Genomic DNA, 22616 nt, shown 5'->3' on the forward strand with positions numbered 1-22616 from the left:
TCAAAAAAATTTTATAAATATTTGGTGGAATAGCTTACTTTCTTTTTTACGTTGCTAAACTCTGGTAAACTACTACTTGTGAGTTTTTTTAGAGGGTTTAATAAGCCTACGTGAAAAGAGGGGTAATCGTGACGAAAGAAAAATGGGGATTCATTGATTCAGGCAATTGTTCACCTGCTTATAATATGGCAATGGACGAAGCACTTTTGAATTGGCAGAGTAATGGGGAAATCCCTCCCATGATCCGGTTTTACGGGTGGAACCCGGCTACATTATCCATCGGGTATTTTCAAAGGGCTGAGACCGAAATCGATTTGGCGGAAGTTGAAAGGCAAGGCTTAGGTTTTGTCCGTAGGCCTACAGGCGGTCGGGCTGTTTTGCATGAACATGAACTCACCTATAGCGTCATTGTCCCAGAGTCTTATCCGGGAATGCCGAATACAGTGACCGAAGCATATCGGGTGATTTCTGAAGGAATATTGAAGGGGTTCAGAAACCTCGGACTGGATGCCTATTTCTCTGTGCCTGAAACTGAACAGGATAAAGAGATGCTGAAATCTCCAAAGTCCTCAGTTTGCTTTGATGCGCCAAGCTGGTATGAACTGGTGGTTGAGGGAAGGAAAGTTGCGGGCAGCGCACAAACGAGACAAAAAGGTGTTATCCTTCAGCATGGAGCCATCCTGCTTGAACTTGATGAGGAGAAGCTATTTAGTGTATTCAAGTTCTCCGATGATAAAGTAAAAGAGAAGATAAAAAACAATCTGAGAAACAAAGCAGTGGCCATCAATGACATTGCTGGTAGAAAAATAACTATTTCCGAGGCGAAGGTAGCCTTTGAAAACGGTTTTTCTGAGGGTCTGTCGATTGATTTGAAACCATATGTGCTGAGTGAAAAGCAATTACAGGAAGTGAAGGACATCGCCAAAAATAAATATGAAAGTGATGACTGGAATTTTTTGAGGTAGAAAAAGAGGGGAAGCGAGAGTCGGGAATAAATAAGTTTTTTCAGATTTGTGTGAACAAGCATGTATTCCTTGTAACGTCAGTGCTTTGAAAGAGGCGGGCAAAATGCAATGTTCAAATTCATTGAAATCTGTCTAATTTTTATTATAAATCGACATTTTCCTCCCTTTTACTAACTCAATTAATTGATTCACCGTTTGACAAAATTAAAAGACAATCAACCACAACACAATATATAGTGGTTAAAATAAATACTTAAACACTACATGTTGAATTTTGTGTTTCGCTATGATAAATTTAGTGTAACTTGTTAAGCGAAACGGACATGTAGGTTACATATTGATTTTTGCAACAAGAACGGATCTGAAACATGTAAAGGAGAGGGAATTATGTCGGTTGTAATTAAAGAAGCTTTAAAGGTTGATCTAGAAAGGTTGAATAAAGATATATCTTTATTTCCCCAAGTTCATCCTGTAACGGCTGATATGAAAATGATGCATAAGGGCGTGTCCCGTCTAGTTATGCTTGACCGTTATTCTTTTAAGGATACTGAAAAAATCACACTCTCTGCTGGCGATTTTGTAGTATTGACAATTAAAGAAGATCCGAAATTTCCTGCACGTGGTCTTGGCCATATCGTCGAAATAGATTGGGAATCGAAAAAGGCAAAGGTTTTAGTGGATGAAGAGTTCCGCGGAGTGCTGGATAATCCGGAAGAAGTGGAAACAGGAATCATTAATCGGCCGCTTGATATCATCGAAAAGCCGCTTGAAATATATTACGAGCAAATTGCCAAGCGTAATGCAACTGGTTTGGCTTCAGTGGAAACGACTGAAGAAAAAAGAACGGAATGGTTCAATAAATTTTATGAAGAATTAAAGGACCTTAATTTCGTGCCGGCCGGCCGGGTATTATATGGCGCTGGTTCTAACACGGATGTAACGTACTTTAATTGTTATGTCATGCCATTTGTACCAGATTCACGCGAAGGGATTTCTGAGCATAGAAAGCAAGTCATGGAGATCATGAGCCGTGGTGGTGGAGTCGGTACGAATGGCTCTACTCTCCGTCCAAGAAACACCCTTGCGAAAGGGGTCAATGGCAAGTCTTCAGGTTCTGTTTCATGGCTTGATGATATAGCGAAATTGACTCATTTGGTTGAACAGGGTGGAAGTAGACGCGGTGCCCAAATGATCATGCTTACTGATTGGCATCCAGACATTGCGGAATTCATTATTTCAAAAATGCAAAATCCGAGGATTCTTCGTTACCTAATGGAGAACACAAAAGATGAAACCATAAAGAAATATGCATCGGATAAATTGAAGTTCACACCGCATACCGAACAAGAAACGGCGATGTACCAAGGAATCATTAATTATAAAGAGATTCCGGGTCTAGGTGGATTCAGTGAAAAAATCATTAGGGATGCTGAAGAAAAAGTTCGCGTAGGCGGAACGTATAGCGTCCACAATCCGGACTTTTTGACTGGTGCCAATATCTCAATCTGCTTAACCAAAGAGTTCATGGAAGCCGTCGAAAAAGATACGGAGTATGAGTTGCGCTTCCCTGATGTCGAAAGCTACGACGCGGAAGAAATGGCCATTTATAATGATGAGTGGCACAATGTAGGAGACGTACGCGAGTGGGAAAAAATGGGCCATAAAGTCCGGGTTTACCGTAAGATCCGTGCTAAGGAGCTTTGGAACCTGATTAACATTTGTGCGACGTACTCAGCAGAACCGGGAATATTCTTTATTGATAATGCCAATGAGATGACGAATGCAAAAGCTTATGGACAGCAAGTCGTTGCTACGAATCCATGTGGTGAACAGCCATTGGCTCCATTTTCAGTGTGTAACCTGGCAGCGGTCAATTTAGCTGAGATGGCGGATAAAGATAATAAGACCGTTAACTTCGAAAAACTTAAGAAAACAGTTGAAGTGGGCGTGCGGATGCAAGATAACGTCATTGATGCAACCCCTTATTTCCTAGAGGAAAACAAAAAACAAGCACTCGGCGAGAGACGGGTTGGATTAGGTGTCATGGGACTGCATGATTTGCTAATTTATTGTGAAACCGAGTATGGATCAGAAGAAGGAAAAATCCTGGTGGACAAAGTGTTTGAAACGATTGCTACGTCTGCTTACAGGGCTTCGGTTGAACTTGCAAAAGAAAAAGGCAGCTTCCCGTTCCTGAAGGGAACGTCGGATGAAGAAACGAATGAGCTTAGAACGCGCTTCACGAATACTGGATTCATGAAGAAGATGCCTGAGGATATTCGTACAAGCATTGCCGAGCACGGTATCCGGAACTCCCATTTATTGACCGTGGCTCCTACGGGCAGCACAGGTACGATGGTCGGCGTTTCGACAGGTCTTGAACCATACTTCTCGTTCACATATTTCCGTAGCGGACGTTTAGGGAAATTCATTGAAGTCAAAGCGGACATCGTTCAGGAATACTTGGATCGTCATCCTGAAGCCGATCCTGATAACCTTCCTGAATGGTTTATTTCGGCGATGGAATTGGCTCCTGAAGCCCATGCGGATGTTCAATGCATCATTCAACGTTGGATTGATAGCTCAATCAGTAAAACGGTTAACGCCCCAAAAGGGTATACCGTCGAGCAGGTCCAAAAAGTGTACGAGCGCTTATATAAAGGCGGCGCAAAAGGTGGAACGGTTTATGTAGATGGAAGCCGTGACAGCCAGGTTCTTACATTAAAAGCTGAAGAAAACCAAATGGAACAGCAGCTTGAAATGGATGGCTTAACAGATGTGGAAGAAAAGAAAAAAGTCGTTCTGGTTGATACCATCAATGAACTGCGTTCGACTAATGTAACGATAGGTTCGGAAGTGGGTAACACGTGTCCAGTTTGCCGTAAGGGTGAAGTCCAGGAAATGGGCGGATGCAATACTTGTACGAATTGTGGTGCCCAATTGAAGTGCGGGCTTTAAACCAGTAATGAAAAGATGTATCGTTCATAAAAAAACAGCCCTTTGGATTAAGATAGTCCAAAGGGCTGTTTTTTAATGTCTAGAGGATTTCAGTGTGATTTCAAGTAGAGGAATGTTCTATTATTGAAAACCTTTTTATGGATTCCTTAAATAAATATCCCCTATCAATTTTACTAAGTAATATTGATAGGGGATATTATATTTATGCATTGGGCTCTTCTATTTCTTCTTTCAATTCTTTAAACCATTTTAAGTTCACTTGATGATGAGAACGAGAATTTTCGTTCATGCGGCGAAAATAATCGATTTTACCAGGAAATTCTTTTGTGATGGCTAGATAATCATCGAGGAGAGCAATTCGAGCTTCAGTCTGGTCAATTTGTGCTTGAATTAATTTTAATAATTTATATTTATCGAAATCATCTGCGAAGAGTAACGCCACATAGCATTTTAAGTTGACATATTCGGATTTATTTCCAAACTTCACCATTAATTTTTCGAATTCTTCCATTCCTGAATTTGTGATAATAAAACGATGGATTTCGCGCCCATTGCTTGAAATTGTTTGATGAACTTGTTCAATCAAGCCTTTTTCCTCAAGTTGTTGTAAGTTGTAATAAAATGAACCCTTCGTAAAGTTAACGATATACTTATAATGTCGTTTTTCCATTAAAGTTAGTAGTTCGTAGCCATGCGCTCCAGGATTTTGGATCAGCAGGCCAAGTATAAGCAAGGGGATTATGATTGCATCACCTTCATCATTTTTGCTTCAAATTCAGCGTATGTGATTTTGCTTAAAGCCATATTCATACTATAAATATAAATTTGTTCTGTTTTTGAATAGTCAGTATTGGTTTTTAATGATTGTTCTTCATTCGAAAGAGGTGTTAGGACATCGCACTTTTTCGAAAATGCCTCGTAGTAGCGATAACCAAATTTTCGTTGCGAAACAGCGTCCAAATGAATACCGTCCGGATTGGCTGTTAAGCCTTCTGCCGTTACAAAGTAACAGTTTTGCTGAGTATGAGCAAATCGGAGTAACTGTTCATTAACTTGTTGAGACTCTGTTGCGTATTTTCCAAAACCTATTTTCCCTAAAAAGTCACCAAGTCCACCAATGATTAAAGGGACATCTTCAAGTTCTAATTCTTTTCTTAAAGTATCAATAATCAGGACCAATTTCTCATAATATGTTTCATGAAGAGCATGGTTGCTATCACTTTCGCCTTGGTGCCAAAGAATACCGCAGATTTCACTAGACTCAAGCGCAAATCGAGCTTCAGATAAAGCATGTTTAAAAAGGGTACCTTCTGGATGCCAATCATTTAAAGAACTGCCGCCTTCCGCACAAGGAATTAAGCCAATTTCATCATCAGGATTGACTTTCGACCATTCCTCTGCAAAAGATGCTGCGAGACTTACACCAGCAACAGGACGATCGTAATTAATCGGTTCGGCCATCATTTGCCATTGACCATTGCGTAGCATTTTTATTTTTTCATTATAGATAGGATCTACTTCATGCAAGAATCCACGTCCTGCCATATTTGATTGACCTAACATTAAAAAAGATTTTGTCATTTAATTTTCACGCCTTTGTATAATATAGTCTAATTAGACTTTCATCATTATATAGTCTAATTAGACTATCGTCAATTTGTTTGTCTACAAGGAACTTTTACTAACGAAAAATATAGAATCCCATCATGCTGATTACTTTATATGTCATACTTAAACTTATTAAAAAGCTACAAAAAGTCGTTGAGGTAAGCTAAGGAGCTTTCCTCGACGACTTTTTGTGTTATTCCCTATTAGCACGTCCTAACCCTTTTTTTGGAAAACGTCTTTATGAAGTATTTTCAGTTTTATGGTTAGACTATTCATTATCAACATTAATGAGGTGCTTGAATGGAAAACCAGAAAGGTAATAGTAAGGTTAGCGTGTGGTGTATTGTAAGCATGGCTTCGATTCCTCTCGTTATGACCCTGGGGAATTCAATGCTTATACCCGTACTACCGGTTTTTGAAGAGAAAGTGAATATCACTTCATTTCAATCGAGTATGATAATCACCAGTTATTCGGTCGCGTCCATCTTTCTTATCCCCGTGGCGGGTTACTTATCTGATCGCATAGGAAGAAAAAAAGTCATACTACCAAGTCTAATATTAGCTTTAATTGGAGGATTGATTGCAGGGTTCGCATCCTGGAAAATGGACAGTCCATATACCTGGATAATCATTGGGCGGATCCTTCAAGGGATTGGAGCATCTGGGGCGTCACCGATTATTCTTCCGTTAGTGGGGGACCTTTATAAGGATGACGATGAAAAGACCAGCTCGACGCTTGGCATCATCGAAACGTCAAATACGTTCGGCAAAGTTTTAAGTCCGATTTTAGGATCTTTGTTTGCAGCTGTCCTTTGGTTCCTTCCGTTCTTTTCCATTTCCTTTTTTAGCCTGATCTCAATCATTTTCGTATTCTTTTGCATCAAGGTTCCAAAAAATGAAGATGAGCCTCTTAAGTTCAAGGAATTCTTAAAAAAAACGAAGGCTACCTTTAAGAAAGAAGGAAAATGGCTGTCCGTAGTCTTCATATTGGGTGTTTTCGTCATGCTCATTCTTTTTGCGGTGCTATTTTTCTTATCGGATAATCTGGAGAAATTGCATCATCTAAAAGGAGTGAAAAAAGGCTTTATATTGGCTATCCCTTTATTATTCCTGTGTATCTCCTCTTATATAGCGGGAAGGAAAATCAAAGGAAGCATTCCTTTGATGAGAAAGATCATTTTGGTCAGTTTAATACTGATGTCGGCAAGCGTGGCATTTGTAGGATATACAAAGGACAAACTCGTGATCATGCTCATTCTAGTGAGTATATTGGGGATTGCCATTGGGGCGCTACTTCCAACATTGGATGCGCTCATCACTGAGAATATCGAAAAGGAACAACGAGGAACCATCTCGTCTTTTTATAGCGCGGCCAGGTTTATCGGTGTCGCGGCAGGACCACCGCTCATGTCTGTGTTAATGAAAAATCATTTAAACATGAGTTATATTATTTCCGCCGTGATTGGTCTCATCTTGCTATTCCTCGTCTTTAAAATCATTAATAAAAAAACATTGAAACCGGACGACAAGAAAGCCGAATCCTAAAGGAATCGGCTTTCTCTTTGTTGTATCTGTCAGTTGTTTTCCATTTGTTGGCCGATTTCTTTTTGGGCCAGCTCAAGATTTGCACTTCTTAAAATGGAGTACTTGTCGACAGAGTCTCCAGGGATACGCTGTGAAGTTGGATTTTCATTAACTGTGACAGTCATTTCTTTATTTTCGGTTACTTTTCGGAATGCATTTTGCTTCTTTGACATATTGCATCTCATCTCCTTTCCATTATTTACAGAATAAAAACCATCATGAGGATTTTAGAAGTGGCAAAAGCTATCCTTATATATAGGTTGTCTAGTTTAACTAAAACTATGACCGGATCGGTCAATGAATGGAGATGGATATGAAACCCTTTATCCCACAGCTTGTTTATATCGAACCACGGGCCCTTGAATACCCCTTAGGAAGAGAACTGAAAAAGAAGTTTGAGGACATGGGTATCGAAATCCGTGAAACGACCTCTCATAATCAAATTCGGGACTTACCCGGAGATAATGATCTTCAAAAGTATCGTGTAGCTAAATCCACACTGGTTGTAGGTATCAGAAAGACATTGAAATTCGATACCTCTAAACCTTCGGCCGAGTATGCCATTCCTTTGGCCACAGGCTGTATGGGGCACTGTCATTATTGCTATTTACAGACAACGCTTGGTACCAAACCATATATAAGGACCTATGTTAATCTGAATGAGATTTTTGAGGCTGCAGAAAACTACATGAACGAAAGAAAACCAGAAATTACCCGTTTCGAGGCCGCTTGTACATCTGACATCGTCGGCATTGACCATTTGACACATTCATTAAAACGGGCTATCGAATACTTTGGCAAAAGTGAATATGGTGTGCTTCGGTTTGTAACCAAATTTCATCATGTCGATCATCTCTTGGATGCAAAGCATAATGGTAAGACAAGATTCAGGTTCAGCATCAATTCAAGGTATGTGATCAAGAATTTTGAACCTGGTACCTCAAGCTTTGACGAGAGGATAGAGGCAGCACGAAAAGTGGCGGGTGCGGGCTACCCATTAGGATTCATCGTCGCGCCCATTTATAGGCATGAAGATTGGCAGGGAGGGTATTATGAACTCTTCCAACGATTGAGCGAGGGCTTAAAAGGAGTCGACATACCGGATTTAACGTTTGAATTAATACAACATCGCTTTACGGGGCCTGCTAAAAGAGTGATTCAAAAAAATTATCCCAAAACAAAGTTGGAACTGGATGAAACCAAACGGAAATATAAATGGGGCCGTTATGGAATCGGTAAATACGTTTATCAAAATGAAGAAGCAAAAGAGTTGGAAACGACAATAAGAGAGTATATAGAGGAATTTTTTCCGAAAGCTGTAGTTCAGTACTTTACTTAAAGAGAAAAGTTTCGCCAAAACAGTCATAATAAGCCCTGCTCCTGCTTAAAAATGAATAGACCGGGTGGGGAGGGCAGCTATGATTATTGACGGCGTATTTTCCGGAGGCGGGATAAAAGGCTATGGATTATTGGGTGGATTCCAAGAGTTGGAGGAACGTGGATTTACATTTCATAGAACTGCAGGAACAAGTGCGGGTTCTATTATAGCTGCCTTCATAGCAGCTGGGTATACAGGGGAAGAAATGGAGAAACTCTTTATTGATATAAACCTATCTGGTTTATTGGATAGGAGACACGGTCTTATACCGATTCCTTTTGCAAAATGGCTTTTAGTTTATTGGAAATTGGGATTATACAAGGGGGAGGCATTAGAAAAATGGGTAGCTCAAAAACTGGCTATCAGAAATGTGGTTACCTTCAAAGATCTTCCCCCTCAATCTCTTCGCATAATCGCTTCGGATATCACAAATGGGAAGTTGGTCGTCCTACCTGATGATTTGAAGAACTATGGGATTGACCCTCATACTTTTTCAGTGGCTAAAGCGGTAAGGATGAGTTGCAGCATTCCCTATTTTTTTGAACCAGTCAAGCTGAACGTAGGGAAAAGTACGGCTCTATTCGTTGATGGAGGAGTATTGAGCAACTTCCCCATGTGGTTATTCAATTCTGAACATGTACGAAAGGAACGGCCCGTCATCGGTTTGCGATTGAGTGCGGATGAAATATGGAAGCCACATGAGGTAGGAAACGCAGTGGAGTTATTCTCGGCCCTGTTCAAAACGATGAAGGATGCTCACGATGCACGTTATATATCCAAAAAACATGTTAACAACATCGTTTTTATTCCTATGAAGGGGATTTCCGCGATGGATTTCAATATGAATGATGAGATGAAGGGGGAATTAATAGAACGTGGACGAATTTACACAAGGGAGTTTTTAAAACGATGGACCTATTAAAAAGAAAAAAATCGGGCTCCTAAAATGAGGCCCGATTTTTCTTTTTATTTTTTTTTCCTTCAATGACCGTCAAGTGACTCTCCGTTTTCTTACGTGCTAAACCTTTCTTGGACGTTTTCGCTGCCGAAAAGCTAGCCACATTATCCTTTTTCGAAGTTTTGCTCTTTAGCCGCTTTTTCGACTGACGTGCAGCCTTACGAAATGCCTGTTGCTCTTTTTTCACTGGCTTACTCTTTGTTAATCCGGTGTAGATCATATAAATAATCCCAGCGACCGCGGCAATAATCAGAATATTCTTTAGGAGTCCGATTGGGTCAGTAACCATTCTGCTTATCAGTCCGAAGACTCCGAGGGCGATGATTCCGTATATCAAAATAGATATGAAACGTTTCAACAAAGACACCTCCTTAAGAGCATCATAAGCATTTTTAGCTTATTTTAAACATTATCCATTCAAAATATTCCCAAAAAGTAAAGAGGGAGTAATACTTATCATATTATTCCGAAAGTCAGTTATAAGTGTTTTACACAATAACATCCGAGTCTAAACCTTCCTCCGTACTTTTTTCCATCTTTAAGAGCTCATTGAAGGAAGCGAGTGCAACCTCGACCTGATCGTCTGAAGGGGATTTTGTGGTTAACAATTGAAGCCAAAGACCAGGATATCCAAGGTAACGAAGAACAGGAATATCTCTCACTTTATTCGTCAACTGCAATACCTCAAAAGCTATGCCTAGGACGACAGGGATAAGTAAAACGCGATCCACGACACGGAGCCAAAGAGGATCGGTCGGGACGAGAAGGTACACAAACATGCCGACAATGACAGTAAATAGAATAAAGCTACTGCCGCAACGGTAATGAAGCCTTGAACTTGCCTGGACATTGGCCACATTCAATTCTTTGCCACTTTCAAAGCAATTAATCACTTTATGCTCTGCCCCATGATATTGGAACACGCGCTTGATTAATGGGGTCATGGATACTACGTAAATATATACGAGCAGTAGTATCAATTTAAATAAGCTTTCCACTAGGATCTGTGCCAGGTGACTAGAGAATATGGGTCTTGTCAATTCTGCAAGGAAAACGGGAACGAGGGTGAACAGCAATTTCCCGAATAGGAATGATAGAACACCGATAACAGCCACACTTAACCATACACTAAACCTTGAAGACTCCTTGACTTCTTTTTTCTTTTCTACTTTGGTTCCTTCAGCTTCCTCTTCATACTGTTCTGTGGAAAAATTAAGATGTTTAGAGCCATTTGCACTTGATTGTATAAGGGCAACGATTCCCCGTACAAATGGGATTTTTTTTAGCCGATTCATCACAGGCTTTGATTCTCGTGGTAAATGGTAATACACGATCGTTGAATCCTTGCGACGGACAGCGGTGACTGTGTGATGCTTGCCGCCAAACATGACGCCTTCCACGACAGCCTGCCCTCCATAAACGGGTTTTTGAACCTCAGACATTTCTACACCAACCTAAATAGTTTTTCACGTAGCTCTCTCATGGATGCTAACATGTATAGCCTAAAATATGTTCAGGTTTTTATAAATCGACCTTTCATCAATCAATTGATGATGAGCGGGGAACTTATTCCTAAACACGAACATAAATGAACCATCTCAGGAAGAAACATTCTTATACATATAAACTTCAACATTGAATGGATATTATCCTTTGAGAAAAGTACATTATTTATGAGTTAATCATACAGAATAATAACAAAAACCTCTAGTAAATCTACCCTCGAAGGCCCAAAAAAGAAAATATTCCTATTTAAGAAAGGACATACTATATATCGGAGGTGTTTAAGGTGTCTACAAATGAAACAGGTAATCATCAGCAAGAGAATAAAAGTTTGTTGCTTGCCAATGTATTTGCCATTGGTATTTTTGGGGGAATCTTTGCTAGTTTAGCCGGAGTGGCGGCACATTATTTTAAGTTTATGGAGTTTAGTCCGAAATTCATCTTAACTTCCTGGTCGGATATGTCCTGGATTGACCGTTGGCAGGGAACGATGATGACTTTGCTAGTGTTCGGAATCCTCTCCATTGGTGTTGCTTTCATATATTATGGGCTTTTAAAAAAAATTAAAAGCATTTTTGCTGGTCTGATTTATGGTGTGATTTGCTGGGCATTACTGGTTTTTGTTTTCAAGCCAATGTTTTCAGATTTGCCCGCTGTTTCGAAGATGTCATCTAATTCCGTCATAACCAGTGTTTGCATTTTTATTTTATACGGTCTTTTTGTAGGATATTCTATATCCTATGACCATCAGGAATATCTGCGTCAAAAAGAAATCGCTGAAAATCAATCGGGAAGCTGATCGGGCCGTTTGTAAAAAAGTAGTAAGACAATTTGTAATTATGATAGAATATTCATGGAAAGCATTATTTAACCATGAGCAGGTGTTGGAAAGATGATAAAAATTTTATTAATTAATGGTCCGAACCTTAATCGATTAGGTAAACGGGAACCGGTTCATTATGGCTCCTCTACCCTAGAAGATGTGGAAGCCCAATTGAATGAGCAAGCAGAAGGGTTAGATGTGGACTTGAGCTGTTTTCAATCTAATCATGAAGGTGCGATCATCGATAAACTACATTGGTCAGAAGATCATGGATTCGATGGGGTCATCATTAATCCAGGAGCATTCACGCATTACAGCTATGCGATTCGTGATGCGATTGCCGGTATTGATGTTCCGGTTATTGAGGTGCATATTTCGAATATACATGCCCGTGAGAGTTTCCGTCACGAATCGGTTACTGCCCCGGTATCAGCTGGACAGATTGTCGGATTGGGAATACATGGGTATGAATTGGCATTACAGGCCATTACGAAAATTGCAAGGGGGATAATTAAATGAATAAACTGGAACGGTTGCGCGAATCAATGGAAAAAGTGAACGTTGATGGGTTATTAATTACAAGTACATATAACCGCCGGTTTATGACTAACTTCACGGGAAGTACCGGTGTCGTGCTGGTTTCACAGAAAGAGGCTAAGTTCATCACGGACTTCCGATATGTAGAACAGGCCGGGACCCAGGCTAGGGGTTTTGAAATCGTTCAACATAAAGGAACACTCCTTGAAGAAGTCGGGAAACAAGTTGAAGAGATGAAAATTACCAAATTGGGCTTTGAACAAGACCATATGACATTTGCCACATATAAGGCTTATGAAAAGGCTATCAAAGCTCAACTTTTGCCGTTGTCGGGAGTAATTGAGAATTTACGCTTGATAAAGACTTCTTCAGAGATTAAGATATTAAAGGAAGCGGCTGCTATCGCTGATGCTGCCTTTACACATATTCTTGATTTTATTCGTCCAGGCGTCACTGAGCTGGATGTGTCCAATGAACTTGAATTCTTCATGAGGAAACAAGGCGCAACTTCATCTTCTTTCGATATCATTGTCGCATCAGGTGTTCGATCTGCTCTTCCACATGGTGTTGCAACGGATAAGACTATCGAAAAAGGTGACTTCATCACATTGGATTATGGTGCGTACTATAATGGATATGTATCGGATATCACCCGCACATTAGCAGTCGGTAAGCCAAGTGAAGAACTTATTAATATTTATGACATTGTTTTAGAAGCTCAATTACGCGGCATGGCTGGGATTAAACCTGGGATGACGGGTAGGGAAGCGGATGCACTAACTCGCAATTTAATTGAAGAAAAAGGGTTTGGACAATACTTTGGACACTCGACGGGACATGGAATTGGTCTTGAAGTCCATGAAGGTCCCGCATTATCCGTAAGGTCTGATATCATTTTAGAACCAGGCATGGCAGTTACCGTTGAACCGGGGATTTACCTACCGGGAATTGGCGGAGTACGCATTGAAGATGATACAATCGTTACATTAAGTGGTAACGAAGCACTTACTCATTCATCAAAAGAGTTAATCATTCTGTAAACATGTACATGTAGGAGGACAAATTTATGATTTCAGTAAACGATTTTCGCACAGGTGTAACCATTGAAGTAGATAATGGAATTTGGCAGGTTATTGAATTCCAACACGTTAAACCAGGTAAGGGAGCGGCATTTGTACGTTCTAAATTACGTAATCTTCGTACAGGTTCCATCCAAGAAAAAACTTTCCGCGCCGGTGAAAAAGTGGCGAAAGCACATATCGAGAACCGCAAAATGCAGTATCTTTATGCAAGTGGAGACAGCCATGTATTCATGGATAACGAAACATACGACCAAATCGAACTTCCAGCATCAAGTATCGAACGCGAATTGAAATTCTTAAAGGAAAACATGGAAGTACATATCTTGACTTTCCAAGCGGAAACACTAGGCGTCGAGCTTCCTAATACAGTTGAACTTGAAGTTGCTGAAACAGAGCCAGGCATTAAAGGCGATACATCTTCAGGTGGAACAAAAACTGCTGTACTTGAAACGGGCCTTTCCGTTCAAGTGCCATTCTTCATCAACCAAGGCGACAAATTATTGATTAACACAAACGAAGGTTCATACGTATCACGTGCCTAAGTTAACCTAAGTCATAAGAAGTCCGGGATTAATCATCCCGGGCTTTTTTTTATGTTTTTTTAGTCACAAAGATGAATTCAGGCGATGCTTCTTTGATTAGCTTGTCATCATTATATGATTCCCGGCATACATTTTATTGAAAGTGGTGTATACAGGAGGATTGCCTAAATGGAAATGGTACTTTCTTTTCTACCGAAAAAACTATGCGCACATCTCCAAGGGATGACCCCGATGATGATAGAAAAAATAGAAGAGCTGAGGATTCGAGTCGGCAGGCCGTTAGAAGTGATAGTAGGGGGAAATCCTTTCTTTTTCCCTTATGAAGTGACCCCGAGTGATGCAGAGCAATTACTGAATTCTATAGGCCAATTTTCGCTATATACGCTAGAAGAAGAATTAAAGCGCGGTTATATCACCATTGCCGGGGGACATCGTGTAGGACTAGCGGGCAAGGTCATACTGGAAAATGGGATGGTCAAGGCGATAAGGGATATCTCTTCCTTTAATATTCGGGTAGCACGTGAAAAGATAGGGGCAGCTGAACCACTCACGGCTTATTTATATAATGGGGAATGGCAGCATACCCTTTTAATCGGTGCCCCCCAGTCAGGGAAAACGACCATTTTGCGTGATATTGCCAGAATGATCTCGAGTGGAATCGATCGGAAGGGCATCCCTCCTCAAAAAGTGGGGATTGTGGATGAACGATCGGAAATAGCTGGTTGTGTTCATGGAGTTCCTCAACTTGAATTCGGCCCAAGGGTGGATGTCCTTGATGGCTGCCCCAAAGCGGAAGGGATGATGATGATGATTCGTTCTATGTCCCCGGATGTATTGGTTGTGGATGAAATTGGACGGGCAGAGGATACACAAGCGGTACTCGAAGCCGTAAATGCAGGAATTAAACTGATCATCACTACGCATGGCCATACACTGGAGGAAGTGAAAAAACGTCCTTTTGTATCGGAAATCTTAAGACAGAATATTTTTGAACGCTTTATTGAATTACAAAGAAGTAAGACAGGAGACCGGAGTTATAGGGTGTTCGATGCGGCGGGTGGCCAATTATTCTTAGGTGGAGCCGTGAGTCCTCATGTTTAAGATGATTGGAGCGGCCATCATTATTTTAGCCACAACATGGGCGGGCTTTGAAGCCGCCAAGAAATTGAGTATGCGCCCCCGCCAGTTACGTCAACTGAAAGTCGCCATGCAATCGCTTGAAGCTGAAATCATGTATGGGCAGACCCCTTTGAAAGAAGCAGCCCAGAAGCTCTCCAAGCAAATGCCAAAACCACTTTCCCACTTTTTCCATACGTTTGCCAATCGACTTGAATCAGGCGAAACCACTGTAAAAGAGGCTTGGGACGCTAGCTTGAAAAAGATATGGCAGTCCCTTGCTTTAAAGCAAGGGGAGTTTGAAATCCTATCTCAGTTCGGTGAAACCCTCGGGAGAAGTGATAAATATCATCAGCAAAAACAAATCATGCTAACGATGGCACACTTGGAACGGGAAGAGAACGATGCACTGGAACGACAGGGAAAGTATGAAAAGATGATGAAGAGCCTAGGCTTTTTATCAGGATTATTATTAATCATTTTGCTGATGTAGGGCATATGCGGGAGGGATAAACATGGGCATTGATGTGGACATCATATTCAAGATAGCGGGTGTGGGGCTTGTCGTGGCGTTTCTTCATACGATTCTCGATCAGGTAGGGAAAAAGGAATATGCTCAGTGGGTGACACTTTTTGGCTTTATCTATATTTTGTTTATGGTAGCTTCCGTGGTAGAGGATCTATTTCAAAAAATTAAGTCCGTATTCCTATTCCAGTAAAGGGGGTAATCGCGATTGAAATCATAAAAATCGTCGGAATTGCCCTAGTAGCCACCTTTTTAGCCTTGATAGTCAAGGAGCAGAAGCCAAATTTTGCTTTTTTGTTAGTCGTTTTTGTAGGTTGTACAATCTTTCTCTTTCTGGCGGATAAAATATACGAAATCATTTTGATGCTTGAAAAGATAGCTGTGAATGCGAATGTCAATACAGTTTATTTAGAGACAATCTTGAAAATTATCGGAATTGCTTATATCGCTGAATTTGCTTCTCAAATCACAAAAGATGCAGGTCAAGGGTCATTAGCTTCCAAAATAGAACTGAGCGGGAAGATTTTGATCTTGGCCATGGCCATTCCCATTTTGACGGTCATTATCGAAACGGTAATACAGATGCTCCCTAGTTAATGGACTATTCCAACTAGTCAATTGAGGTGAATGTATGAAGCGGCAGATGCCTTTCTTATTCTTCCTATTCGTTTTATTCTTTTTCCTGCATACATCTGTTGGACATGCTGCCGAAAATGGTGAAATCAAGAATGAGCCCATTAAGCAATCTGAGGAAGAACAGACATGGAGGGATAACCAGGAACCAATCATGCAATCAGAACTGGTACAAGCCCAAATTGAAAGATTAGGCGTTGACGAGCTCAAGCAATATTGGGATGACATCGTAACGGAATATGGCGGTTTCTTACCGGAAAGCCAAAAGGGTAGTTTTATGGATTTTGTGAGCGGTGAGAAGAAATTTTCATTCGAACAATGGTTTAAAGGCATAATGAAATTCGTCTTTCATGAACTCCTTGTAAACGGTAAATTACTGGGATCGCTTATTCTTTTGACCGTGTTCAGCATGTTTCTGCAAGCACTACAGAATGCTTTTGAACAGAGCTCAGTGAGTAAGGTGGCCTATGCGATCGTTTATATGGTATTGATCATATTGGCACTGAATAGTTTCCATGTGGCCATTGAATATACAAAAGATACGATTGATCTAATGATTTCCTTTCTAATGGCGCTCCTACCTTTGTTATTAGCTTTAATAGCGGCTTCAGGTGGTCTTGTATCCGCTGCATTCTTTCATCCAATCTTAATGTTCCTGATGAATACCAGTGGGATCTTGATCCAATATGTCGTCCTGCCTCTCTTATTCTTCGCTGCCATTTTAAGTATTGTCAGCACATTGTCTGAACATTACAAAGTGACCCAACTCGCGCAATTGCTTCGTAATTTTGCTATCGGGATTCTGGGTGCCTTCATGACGATATTTCTCGGTGTGATTTCCGTCCAGGGTGCCTCATCCGCCGTTGCCGATGGAGTGACGATCAGGACGGCAAAATTCATTACCGGTAATTTCATTCCGGTGATAGGGCGTATGTTCACTGATGCGACGGATACAGTCATTAGTGCATCAGTCCTTCTTAAAAATACGGTGGGCTTGGCAGGTGTCGTCATCCTTCTGCTCATCATTGCTTTCCCGGCCATAAAGATCTTAATGATCGCTTTTGTCTATAAGTTGGCTGCCAGTCTTTTGCAACCACTTGGAGGAGGACCCGTCATCAATTGTCTCGACATTATCAGTAAGAGTATGATTTATATTTTTGCAGCGCTGGCCATCGTATCTCTCATGTTCTTTTTATGCATCACCGTAATTATCGCAGCCGGGAATATAACGCTGATGGTCCGCTAGGAAGGATGAAGTGTGAGTGAGCTTTTTAGCTGGTTGGATAACAAATATTATCGTATTTGTATTGCTGGCAACCGTGATCGATATGCTGCTTCCCAGTTCAGCACTGCAAAAATATGCAAAAATGGTCATCGGACTATTATTGATCGCGATAATTCTTACTCCAATTTTGGGACTATTTCATACGGATTTTGATAAAATTCTTTCCACTGTGACAAGTGAATTTGAAAACCCAAATAAAAAAGATTTAGGAAATTTAACAGAAATGAAGAAAAAAGAAATACAAGCTACCCAAGGTGCATATATTTTAGAACAAATGGCTGTTGACCTACAGACAGAAGTGGAAGAGGAGTTGGTGGAGGAGTACCAAGTGAAGATCAGTTCGATTGAAGTCGGAGTCACGAATGAAGAAAGTCCGAGCTTAGAAGAACTACAGCATATCAATATTTCATTGGAGGAGGCGGAAAAAAGAGACTCATCCTCCGCGATAGAGACGGTGGCTAAGGTGGACATCAGCACCCGGGAAAAGACCACACCTACTATGTTGAACCTCGAAGCCGTCAAGAAGTTTCTGGCAGCAAGTTGGTCTGTCGATGAAGAAATCATTGAAATCGCCGGGGAGAGGAGTGACTGAGATATGAATAAAGATAAGGGTCCATTATCCTGGCTAAACAAACTATTGAACAAAGATCCGGACCAAAAAGATCCGCAAGATAAAAAACCTTCGATGTATATCTATGCCTTAATTGTTGTCCTTTTGGGTGTGGGAATCATGATGGCCGGGAATCTATTGACCACCACGAACCAAGCCGGGAAGATAACGGGCGATAAAGCGGTATTCAGTAATAATAAGCAGGAAGAAGAGGATGTGGAAACATTCGGTCAGAAAAACCAGACCGACTTCAAGTCGACAAAAGATTATGAAGTATACCTGGCGAACGAAATGAAGGAAGCCCTGGAATCCATTGTAGGTGTGGAGGATGTAAAAGTCGTAATCTATGTGGATGCATCCGAGAAAAAAGTCTATGAAAGAAATAAAACCACTCAAAAACAAGTGACTCAAGAAACCGACCAGGAAGGCGGAAAAAGAACCGTCGAAGACACCTCGGTAGATGAACAGCTTGTCCTGATTAAAAACGGGGAAAAAGAGGGACCAATCATTTCCGAAACCCAAAAGCCAAGCGTACGAGGGGTCCTCGTTGTCGCTAAAGGGGCAGATAATATACAAATTAAGAAATGGATTGTCGAAGCTGTAACACGCTCGCTTGATGTGTCAAGTCACCGGGTTTCTGTCATGCCTAAAAAATAAGGGGGAAAACGAACATGTTATTGAAAAAACAAACGGTTTGGTTATTGACGATGTTAAGTCTAGTAGTGGTGCTCTCGGTCTACTATTTAACGGCTCCTGAAGAAAATGCAGCAGATTTGCCGGCAACGGAAGAACAAAAAAATCAGACAGAAAGTCAAACGGAAAGCAAAGGAGACAGTAAAGAAGAAAGCAAAAAGGAAACGGAGACTTCCACAGGGGATAATGGTTCTTCTGTAACCATTGCTTCCGGTGACGAATTTGAGGCATTAAGAATGCAAATTGAGGACGAACGTGCGAAATTGAATGAAGAGTTAACGGTTAAAATGGGGGATACCGATCTATCCGCTGAAGAAAGAGATGAAGCTTATGCTAAAATCGAACAATTAAGTGAAACGAAAGTGAAGGAAAATATCATTGAAAACTTAATTGTAGCGATGGATTATAATGCTGCGCTTGTCCGGGTTGATGGAACGGATGTAAAAGTGAGTGTAAAAGCTGATAAACAAACGAAGACGGAAGCTAATAACATCATACGCCTTGTACGTAAAGAAGTGGAGAATGCACAAAATGTAGTCGTGAATTTCCAACCGGAAAAATAATTTTAAAGTGAGTGGAAACTGATACACAACAGTTTTTCGAAAAAGGAAATATGCATGCTGGTTCTTTTCTTTAGTAGAAAAGGCCTTTTTTTTCGGAAAAAAATGGATGGTCGCGATTTGGTGGTTCCAAAAAAAGGAGACAAAAAAATAAAAATACCTCCCCTCGGCATTATCCAATGTAATCCCTTTAAAGTAATAAAAAAGGCGGTTTTACATGGTTTTTACCGTTTTAATAGGGGGAAATTCCGAATTATATTTTAAAAATAGATTTAAAAAATTCACAATCTTAAGATAAAAGTGTAATATAGAACTGTAAATAGCAAGTCCCAACTAATCTATCATTGAATATATACAAGCTAATATTGTATGATATTAGAAGCAGGTATTAAAAAATTCAAAACTTCCTGCTAGACATATTTTTTGAGGGATTTACTTCTGTTATATTACAGAAGGGATATGTGAAATGTCTTTCGGTGTTTTAAAAGAAACGGCTCCGGTGCTAGAGACGGCAGAGGCCAAAGACGATGGGCAAATTACATATACATATTGAATTGTCTCAAATTTCCATTAAATCAGACAAGGGGTGCCTAAAATGAAGGTCCAAGAAATTCGTGAAATTATTAAGTTAGTCGATCAATCTAACATCGGTGAATTTGTTTATGAAAATGAAGGAACCAAAATTTTGCTGAAGAAAACGGAAGCGGGTACAGTAGCTTATCCAGCACCTGCTCAAGAAGTCGTACAAGCTAAAGCGGCTGTTGAAGTCACACCTACACCAGCAGCCCAGCCAGTAGCTAAAGCGCCAGAAGCAGCAACACCAGCAACTCCTATAAATGAGCAAGAAAACTTACATAAAATCACATCCCCAATGGTGGGAACGTTCTATCAATCTCCTTCTCCTGATGCTGATGCATACGTGAAAGTAGGCTCCAAAGTAACGGCGGACAAAATTGTCTGCATCGTGGAAGCTATGAAACTTTTCAATGAAATTGAAGCGGAAGTAAACGGGGAAATTGTAGAAGTACTTGTAAAAGAAGGCCAACTTGTAGAATATGGTCAACCATTATTTTTAGTAAAGCCTGAATGAGGAGCTGTTTCTAAATGATTAAGAAGGTATTGATTGCAAATCGCGGTGAAATTGCAGTCCGGATTATTAGGGCTTGCAAGGAGCTTGGTATTGAAACTGTAGCGGTTTATTCAGAAGCCGACAAAGAGGCACTACATGTACAAATTGCTGACGAAGCTTACTGCATTGGTCCTAAACTATCAAAAGATAGTTATTTAAATACAACGAACATTATCAGCACAGCCAAGAAAACAGGTGCGGATGCCATCCATCCTGGATATGGTTTCCTTGCAGAAAATGCTAACTTTGCGGAGCTATGCCGTGAATGTAATATTATATTCATAGGACCAAGTCCTGAAGCCATCAATAAAATGGGAACTAAGGACGTGGCAAGGGAGACCATGCGTAAAGCCGGTGTTCCTATCGTACCAGGTTCAAAAGGAATCATTAAGGACACGGATGAAGGTGTGGCACTTGCCAAGGAAATGGGTTACCCAGTCATCATTAAAGCTACAGCTGGTGGCGGCGGTAAAGGGATCCGTGTTGCGAGAACGGAAGAAGAGCTCGTCAAAGGCATTAATATAACGCAACAAGAGGCAGCAACGGCCTTCGGCAACCCGGGCGTATATATTGAAAAGTATATAGAGGACTTCCGTCATGTTGAAATTCAGGTGATGGCTGATAACCACGGGAATGCCATTCATTTAGGAGAGCGTGACTGCTCGGTTCAACGACGTTTACAAAAGCTTGTTGAAGAAACACCATCTCCGGCCCTTGATGGGGAGACACGTGCGGAAATGGGACAAGCTGCCGTTACAGCTGCTCTTGCCGTTAATTATTCCGGTGCAGGTACGGTGGAATTCATTTATGATTATGTGAATAGGAAGTACTATTTCATGGAAATGAATACACGTATCCAAGTGGAACATCCTGTTACGGAAATGGTCACAGGTGTAGACTTGATTAAAGAACAAATCAAAGTCGCTTCTGGCGATAAGCTTTCTCTTTCACAGGAGGAAGTGACCTTTAACGGTTGGTCAATCGAATGCAGGATCAATGCGGAAAATCCTGAAAAGAATTTCATGCCTTCCGCAGGGAAAATCCAGATGTATTTACCACCAGGTGGATATGGCGTCCGTGTGGATTCTGCAGCATACCCAGGATATACAATACCGCCATATTACGATTCCATGATTGCTAAATTAATTGTCCATGCACCGACAAGAGAAGAAGCAATCGAGAAAATGAAACGAGCTTTAGGCGAGTTTGTCATTGAGGGAATTAAGACTACAATTCCTTTCCATATTAAGTTACTTCAGCATGAACAATTTGTTTCTGGAGAATTTAATACCAAATTCCTTGAAATTTATGATGTAATGAACTCATAATGTAAAGGAAGACAGGAGGTGCTTTTAGAATGAGTGAATTGGAAGGCAAGTTACTCGAAATGGATGAATACAATAGTGGACTTGGTAAAGTTGAGATTGCACCTGAGGTTATAGAAGTTATCGCGGGTATTGCTGCATCGGAAGTGGAAGGTGTAGCACATATGCGGGGGAATTTTGCGACAGGCGTAGTAGAAAAGCTTGGCAAGAAGAACCACGGCAAAGGTGTTAAAGTAGACTTAACAGGTGAAACGATCAAAGTCGATCTATATTGTGTGATGAAATTTGGTGTGTCTATTCCGAAAATTGCACAGGAAGTTCAAGACAATATTCGTGAAGCGTTACTAAATATGACTGCTATCGACGCGGGAGAAGTAAACATTCATGTTGTTGGAATAGCTTTCGAAAATGCAAAAAATGAAACGGATTACGAGCAAGAAGTGTAATCGGCATCATTCTAACTAAAACCTGCAAAAACCCGACTATATGTCGGGTTTTTGTTTTGAGTCTTTATTCAATGAATCCATCCCGCTCTCATAATATTCTGTTATACGAACATAATAAGGCGGTGTATGGAAGTTTCCCTTTAATTTACGTGGGTTTTCTGTTAGAGTGTAAAAGATGAAATATGATCATGAAAGCTAAGCAGGGACTTTTGGCAGTTTCGAAAAAATATAACATGATCCGTTGTACAAAAGTTAAATGGCGAAACATCCATTTAACGTGAATCCTCATGAGAAATTGCATAGAGGTTCATGTCATGGAGAGTATTTTGACGTTTTTGTTAGCGGAAAATAGATG

Annotated in this window: 25 protein-coding genes; 20 read left to right on the plus strand and 5 right to left on the minus strand. The window is 40.6% G+C overall.

The features are described from left to right. The first annotated feature begins 128 nt into the window (after nt 1–128). Both ACIQXR_RS01070 and ACIQXR_RS01075 read left to right on the plus strand, forming a co-directional pair. A complete protein-coding gene (locus ACIQXR_RS01070) occupies nt 129–965 on the plus strand; it encodes a lipoate--protein ligase family protein (RefSeq protein WP_403079315.1) in 837 nt (278 codons plus the stop codon). 387 nt (nt 966–1352) lie between these two features. Then, nucleotides 1353–3923, plus strand: coding sequence for a vitamin B12-dependent ribonucleotide reductase (locus ACIQXR_RS01075; RefSeq protein ID WP_402869454.1), 2571 nt, complete (start codon nt 1353–1355; stop codon nt 3921–3923). Nucleotides 3924–4125: 202 nt separating this feature from the next. Here ACIQXR_RS01075 and ACIQXR_RS01080 read toward each other — a convergent pair whose 3' ends face one another. Next, nucleotides 4126–4665 (minus strand): PadR family transcriptional regulator, encoded by a 540-nt coding sequence (locus ACIQXR_RS01080; protein ID WP_403079467.1) that lies wholly within the window; start codon nt 4663–4665, stop codon nt 4126–4128. Then, complete coding sequence (locus ACIQXR_RS01085; protein WP_403079316.1) at nt 4662–5504, minus strand: sialate O-acetylesterase; 843 nt, start codon at nt 5502–5504, stop codon at nt 4662–4664. Before ACIQXR_RS01085 ends, ACIQXR_RS01080 begins: the two co-directional genes overlap by 4 nt. Before the next feature lie 327 nt (nt 5505–5831). On the opposite strand from ACIQXR_RS01085, the gene ACIQXR_RS01090 reads away from it, so the two are divergent. Further along, a complete protein-coding gene (locus tag ACIQXR_RS01090; RefSeq protein ID WP_403079318.1) occupies nt 5832–7076 on the plus strand; it encodes an MFS transporter in 1245 nt (414 codons plus the stop codon). 29 nt (nt 7077–7105) lie between these two features. On the opposite strand, the gene ACIQXR_RS01095 is transcribed toward ACIQXR_RS01090, so the two are convergent. After that, complete coding sequence (locus ACIQXR_RS01095) at nt 7106–7288, minus strand: hypothetical protein (RefSeq protein WP_403079320.1); 183 nt, start codon at nt 7286–7288, stop codon at nt 7106–7108. Between the two features lie 140 nt (nt 7289–7428). Here ACIQXR_RS01095 and splB point away from each other — a divergent pair, with 140 nt between their 5' ends. After that, entirely contained in the window at nt 7429–8454 is a 1026-nt protein-coding gene (splB, locus tag ACIQXR_RS01100; RefSeq protein WP_403079322.1) for a spore photoproduct lyase, read from the plus strand. 79 nt (nt 8455–8533) lie between these two features. Then, complete coding sequence (locus tag ACIQXR_RS01105) at nt 8534–9415, plus strand: patatin-like phospholipase family protein (protein ID WP_402869446.1); 882 nt, start codon at nt 8534–8536, stop codon at nt 9413–9415. Nucleotides 9416–9434: 19 nt separating this feature from the next. Here ACIQXR_RS01105 and ACIQXR_RS01110 read toward each other — a convergent pair whose 3' ends face one another. Further along, entirely contained in the window at nt 9435–9809 is a 375-nt protein-coding gene (locus tag ACIQXR_RS01110; RefSeq protein ID WP_402869444.1) for an SA1362 family protein, read from the minus strand. A gap of 130 nt (nt 9810–9939) precedes the next feature. Further along, nucleotides 9940–10893, minus strand: a complete 954-nt coding sequence (locus ACIQXR_RS01115) for a DUF1385 domain-containing protein (RefSeq protein ID WP_402986208.1) — start codon at nt 10891–10893, stop codon at nt 9940–9942. A gap of 347 nt (nt 10894–11240) precedes the next feature. Here ACIQXR_RS01115 and ACIQXR_RS01120 point away from each other — a divergent pair, with 347 nt between their 5' ends. From ACIQXR_RS01120 to ACIQXR_RS01190, 15 genes are all read left to right on the plus strand, one after another. Continuing rightward, entirely contained in the window at nt 11241–11753 is a 513-nt protein-coding gene (locus tag ACIQXR_RS01120) for a YqhR family membrane protein (protein WP_403079324.1), read from the plus strand. Nucleotides 11754–11846: 93 nt separating this feature from the next. Further along, nucleotides 11847–12296, plus strand: coding sequence for a type II 3-dehydroquinate dehydratase (gene aroQ, locus ACIQXR_RS01125; protein WP_402869438.1), 450 nt, complete (start codon nt 11847–11849; stop codon nt 12294–12296). Then, nucleotides 12293–13354 carry a M24 family metallopeptidase gene (locus tag ACIQXR_RS01130; RefSeq protein WP_402869436.1) on the plus strand — a complete coding sequence of 354 codons (1062 nt, stop codon included), beginning with the start codon at nt 12293–12295 and terminating at the stop codon, nt 13352–13354. The genes aroQ and ACIQXR_RS01130 overlap by 4 nt, the downstream gene beginning before the upstream one ends. A gap of 26 nt (nt 13355–13380) precedes the next feature. Further along, entirely contained in the window at nt 13381–13938 is a 558-nt protein-coding gene (gene efp, locus ACIQXR_RS01135; RefSeq protein WP_402869434.1) for an elongation factor P, read from the plus strand. Between the two features lie 168 nt (nt 13939–14106). Next, nucleotides 14107–15039 (plus strand): stage III sporulation protein AA, encoded by a 933-nt coding sequence (spoIIIAA, locus tag ACIQXR_RS01140; RefSeq protein WP_402869432.1) that lies wholly within the window; start codon nt 14107–14109, stop codon nt 15037–15039. After that, a complete protein-coding gene (spoIIIAB, locus tag ACIQXR_RS01145) occupies nt 15032–15547 on the plus strand; it encodes a stage III sporulation protein SpoIIIAB (protein ID WP_403079326.1) in 516 nt (171 codons plus the stop codon). Before spoIIIAA ends, spoIIIAB begins: the two co-directional genes overlap by 8 nt. A 22-nt stretch (nt 15548–15569) precedes the next feature. Beyond that, nucleotides 15570–15773, plus strand: coding sequence for a stage III sporulation protein AC (spoIIIAC, locus tag ACIQXR_RS01150; protein ID WP_034308319.1), 204 nt, complete (start codon nt 15570–15572; stop codon nt 15771–15773). 23 nt (nt 15774–15796) lie between these two features. Further along, nucleotides 15797–16177: a stage III sporulation protein AD gene (gene spoIIIAD, locus ACIQXR_RS01155; protein WP_402869884.1), complete on the plus strand. Its 381-nt coding sequence runs from the start codon at nt 15797–15799 to the stop codon at nt 16175–16177. A gap of 34 nt (nt 16178–16211) precedes the next feature. After that, nucleotides 16212–17459 (plus strand): stage III sporulation protein AE, encoded by a 1248-nt coding sequence (gene spoIIIAE / locus ACIQXR_RS01160; RefSeq protein WP_402869427.1) that lies wholly within the window; start codon nt 16212–16214, stop codon nt 17457–17459. A 16-nt stretch (nt 17460–17475) separates the two neighbouring features. Beyond that, entirely contained in the window at nt 17476–18090 is a 615-nt protein-coding gene (gene spoIIIAF, locus ACIQXR_RS01165) for a stage III sporulation protein AF (RefSeq protein WP_402869423.1), read from the plus strand. Between the two features lie 3 nt (nt 18091–18093). Next, nucleotides 18094–18765 carry a stage III sporulation protein AG gene (spoIIIAG, locus tag ACIQXR_RS01170; protein WP_402869421.1) on the plus strand — a complete coding sequence of 224 codons (672 nt, stop codon included), beginning with the start codon at nt 18094–18096 and terminating at the stop codon, nt 18763–18765. Between the two features lie 14 nt (nt 18766–18779). Further along, nucleotides 18780–19364, plus strand: a complete 585-nt coding sequence (locus ACIQXR_RS01175; RefSeq protein ID WP_402869419.1) for a SpoIIIAH-like family protein — start codon at nt 18780–18782, stop codon at nt 19362–19364. Between the two features lie 592 nt (nt 19365–19956). After that, nucleotides 19957–20451: an acetyl-CoA carboxylase biotin carboxyl carrier protein gene (gene accB, locus ACIQXR_RS01180; RefSeq protein ID WP_402869417.1), complete on the plus strand. Its 495-nt coding sequence runs from the start codon at nt 19957–19959 to the stop codon at nt 20449–20451. Between the two features lie 14 nt (nt 20452–20465). Continuing rightward, nucleotides 20466–21818 (plus strand): acetyl-CoA carboxylase biotin carboxylase subunit, encoded by a 1353-nt coding sequence (gene accC, locus ACIQXR_RS01185; RefSeq protein WP_402869415.1) that lies wholly within the window; start codon nt 20466–20468, stop codon nt 21816–21818. Between the two features lie 29 nt (nt 21819–21847). Beyond that, a complete protein-coding gene (locus ACIQXR_RS01190; protein ID WP_402869413.1) occupies nt 21848–22261 on the plus strand; it encodes an Asp23/Gls24 family envelope stress response protein in 414 nt (137 codons plus the stop codon). Nucleotides 22262–22616 lie beyond the last annotated feature (355 nt).

Source organism: Peribacillus sp. NPDC097224 (genome assembly GCF_044761985.1).
Classification (GTDB): domain Bacteria; phylum Bacillota; class Bacilli; order Bacillales; family DSM-1321; genus Peribacillus.